Annotated in this window: 4 protein-coding genes and 1 pseudogene; 4 read left to right on the forward strand and 1 reads right to left on the reverse strand. The window is 59.0% G+C overall.

Annotated features, from left to right (window positions below; all coding sequences use genetic code 11):
- Positions 1 to 131: 131 nt before the first annotated feature.
- Positions 132 to 836 (reverse strand): VTT domain-containing protein, encoded by a 705-nt coding sequence (locus AB0O97_RS15920; protein ID WP_363883928.1) that lies wholly within the window; start codon positions 834 to 836, stop codon positions 132 to 134.
- 167 nt (positions 837 to 1,003) lie between these two features.
- On the opposite strand from AB0O97_RS15920, the gene AB0O97_RS15925 reads away from it, so the two are divergent.
- From AB0O97_RS15925 to AB0O97_RS15940, 4 genes and pseudogenes are all read left to right on the forward strand, one after another.
- A complete protein-coding gene (locus tag AB0O97_RS15925; protein WP_363883930.1) occupies positions 1,004 to 1,405 on the forward strand; it encodes a GntR family transcriptional regulator in 402 nt (133 codons plus the stop codon).
- A complete protein-coding gene (locus tag AB0O97_RS15930; RefSeq protein WP_363883932.1) occupies positions 1,402 to 2,352 on the forward strand; it encodes an ABC transporter ATP-binding protein in 951 nt (316 codons plus the stop codon). The genes AB0O97_RS15925 and AB0O97_RS15930 overlap by 4 nt, the downstream gene beginning before the upstream one ends.
- Positions 2,352 to 3,089, forward strand: coding sequence for a hypothetical protein (locus tag AB0O97_RS15935; RefSeq protein ID WP_363883933.1), 738 nt, complete (start codon positions 2,352 to 2,354; stop codon positions 3,087 to 3,089). The genes AB0O97_RS15930 and AB0O97_RS15935 overlap by 1 nt, the downstream gene beginning before the upstream one ends.
- 164 nt (positions 3,090 to 3,253) lie before the next feature.
- Positions 3,254 to 3,507: pseudogene (locus tag AB0O97_RS15940) on the forward strand (exonuclease); the annotation flags it as partial.

The following is a 3,507-nucleotide window of genomic DNA, read 5'->3' on the forward strand; positions in this document are numbered from 1 at the left end:
ACAATTTTCATACCCCCACCACCACATAAAAATCTCCGGTCTATTATAACACATCCAACAACAACACCACCCCCCACTACTCCCCTTTCGGCGCAAGAATGGCTTCGGTGCGGGAAGCCAGCAGAGATGTTTTACGCCTCCGAGGCCTTCTTTTTACGCTGCTTGCTCATGGCCTTCAGGAACTCGATGCCGATCGGGATGACCGAGATGGCGACGATGCTGATGAAGATGACGTCGAGGTTGTCGCGCACCCAGGGCACCTTGTTGCCCAGGAAGTAACCCAAGTAGGTGACTCCGCCTGCCCACAGCACGGCGCCAAGGGCGTTGAACAACAGGAACTTGCGCATGTCCATTTTGGCCACGCCCACAATGACGGGGACAAAGGTGCGCATGATCGGGACGAAACGGGCCAAGACCAGTGCCTTGCCGCCGTGCCGTTCAAAGAAGGCGTGGGCGTTGTCGACGTATTCCTTCTTGAAGAACCGGGAGTCAGGCTTGTTGAAGATGGCGGGGCCGGCTTTATATCCGATGTAATACCCCAATCGATCGCCGAGGAAACCGGAGACAATCAGCATTGCCATCAACACCCAGATGTTAACTGGCATAGCGCCCGTGCTGACCAGCAGCCCTGCGGTGAAAAGCAGTGAGTCGCCGGGCAGGAAGAATCCCACCAGCAGGCCTGTCTCGGCGAAAATGATGGCGCAAGCGATGATCACGACCCAAAAGCCCATGGCTGGCTTGTCCAGAATCTGCATGGGGTCCAGCCAGTCAGGCAGGATGGCGAGGGAGGGAACGGCCCCGTGGCCCACGAGAGCTGGCAGGGCAGAGTCATTCAAAGCAGTTAGTATCACACTCCAAGATTACGGCACTTCTCTGTGAGTTCTCTCCACCCACAGGAGGATATTGAGGGTTGACATGGACTACTAAGGTTATATGGTTAGTTACATGAGTAATGAACCGACGAGGCTTATGTGACTGTCGGCAACAGGGGAGGTGGTTGCAGGTGATCGATGACAGTAGGCCGATCTTTATGCAGATCGCCCGGATGATCGAAAACGACATTGTGGACGGCATCTTGCTAGAAGAGGCGCAGGTTCCCTCCACGAATGAATTTGCCGCCTTCCATAGGATCAATCCGGCCACGGCAGCCAAGGGCGTGAACCGGCTGGTAGATGACGGAATCCTTTATAAGAAACGGGGAATTGGCATGTTTGTTGCCACTGGTTCCCGGGCCGTCCTGGTGGGGCGACGTCGGGAGGATTTTTATGAACAATTCGTCCGCCCGCTGGCCCGGGAAGCTCGAAAACTGGGCATCGACTCCGAGCAGCTGCTGGCCATGATGGCCCGTGAATCGACCGCGGACGTGGAAAACGCAGTAGTTACCGAGAAAGAAGGCGCGCTATGAGCAGTCCCATCGTTCAAGTGCAGAACCTCTCCCGGAGGTACCGGGACGTCACGGCGCTCGACGGCGTCAACCTCACCTTGGAACGGGACAAGATCTACGGATTGCTGGGCCGCAATGGTGCTGGCAAAACCACGCTCATGTCCATCCTGACCGCACAGGGCTTTGCCAGCTCGGGCGAGGTTCAGGTCTTCGGTGAACACCCTTACGAAAATGAAAAGGTGCTCAGCCGCATCTGCTTCATCCGAGAGTCTCAAAAGTACCCGGATGACTTCAAACCGGTGCACGCGTTCAAGGCGGCTGCCCTGTTCTACAAGAACTGGGACCACGCCATGGCGTTGAGTCTTGCGGAGGAATTCCAGCTGCCCATGAAACGGCGGATCAAGAAGCTCTCCCGCGGTCAGCTTTCGGCGGTGGGGGTCATCATCGGTTTGGCTTCCCGTGCCGAGCTGACGTTCTTTGACGAGCCGTATCTGGGGCTTGACGCGGTAGCCCGCCAGCTATTCTACGACCGGTTACTCGCCGATTATGCGCAGTTCCCGCGCACCATTGTGCTGTCCTCGCACCTGATCGACGAGGTAGCGAACCTGCTCGAGCACGTCATCATCATCGACAAGGGCCGCATCCTGATCGACGACGACGCGGAGAACATCCGAGGTTCGGCGGTCAATGTGGCAGGGGCCAGTGCGCGTGTGGAGTCCTTTGCCGCCGGGCGGACCATCCTGCACCGCGAAAACGTCGGCGCACTGCTTTCGCTGACCATCGAGGGAACGCTAAGTACCGCCGAACGCCGCGAGGCGCAGGAGCTAGGGCTGGAAGTGGGCCCGGTCTCGCTGCAGCAATATGTCATTAGAAAGACGCTCGACGCCGAAGCTCCCCTTGAGCGCGCGGCCGACGGCGCGGAACCGGTGAAACCCGCCGGCACCCCAACCCGGACGGGAGCAAGATGATGAGCGCAACATTGAACGCCGCAAACACCACGGTGAACCGCAATGCCGGACACCGTGCCCTGGCGGTTGCCAGAATGCAACTCATCAGCAAATGGACATTTCTGGGCATACCGGCTGTCATCATAGCCAGCTCGTTCCTGCTCAGTACCGTCATTTGGGCGCTGATTCCGAATTCCGTGGATGTGAAGTACTCCGGTGCCGGTCAGGCAGTCATGTGGTATTTCTTTGGTCTGGGTATCCAGTCGCTGACGTTGAGTTTCCCGTTCTCCCAGGGGCTAAGTGTGAGCCGGCGCAGCTTCTTCCTCGGCACGGTGGGACTGTTCACGGTGCTCGCGGCCGCCATCTCCGCCCTCTACGTGGTCCTTGGGATCATCGAGAAGGCCACCAAGGGCTGGGGTTTGCAGGGCCAGATGTTCGCCATTGAATGGGTCGCCGAAAGGTCTTGGTTCATCCAATGGTTCTTCTACTTTGTGCTCATGATGTTCTTGTTCCTGCTGGGCTTCTGGGCGGCCACGGTCTACAAGCGCTGGCAGGCCACCGGAGTGCTTGTCATGACGCTCTCGGCGGCCGTGCTGCTGGTGGGTGCCGTTGCCCTTATTACCCTGCAGGGCTGGTGGCCGGCGGTTGGCGCCTGGATTGTTGCGCTTACCCCGCTCACAATCGGCGCCTTGGCCTTGGTCCTGGTGATTGTGCTGGGCGTCGCCGCCTACTTGACCTTGCGCCGGGCTACACCTTAGCGATCTCCCGAACCCCCACCGCATCGATAGAGTGAGGCGCGACGTCGGACCCAACCGTCCGGCGTCGTGCCTCAGCTTTTCCTTGGGGGAGCTCGGGCGGAAAACCATGTGAGATCCGGCTCACCAGTGCGGTGGCTGTGGGCGCCCGGGGGTAGCCTTGAAGCGTGGCTTTGGACTTTACAGCAATTGATTTTGAAACCGCCAACGGATTTAGGGGATCGCCCTGCTCCGTTGGCCTCACAAGGGTCCGTGGCGGGGTGATTGTCGAGGAAGGCTATTGGCTCATGCGCCCGCCGGAGGGGCACGACCACTTTGATTCGCGCAACATCACCATTCACGGCATCACCCCCGACGACGTCGCCGGCGCCCCGCGTTTTGCCGATGTCTTTGGCGAGGTCAACGCGTTCATTGGCGCCGA

Origin of the sequence: Specibacter sp. NPDC078692, assembly GCF_040686835.1 — a bacterium.
Taxonomy (GTDB): Bacteria; Actinomycetota; Actinomycetes; order Actinomycetales; family Micrococcaceae; genus Specibacter.

Excerpts from the sequence above, each read along its gene's own strand:
- AB0O97_RS15930 (WP_363883932.1), top strand. The coding sequence starts at position 1,402 with ATGAGCAGTCCCATCGTTCAAGTGCAGAACCTCTCCCGGAGGTACCGG.
- AB0O97_RS15935 (WP_363883933.1), top strand. The coding sequence starts at position 2,352 with ATGAGCGCAACATTGAACGCCGCAAACACCACGGTGAACCGCAATGCC.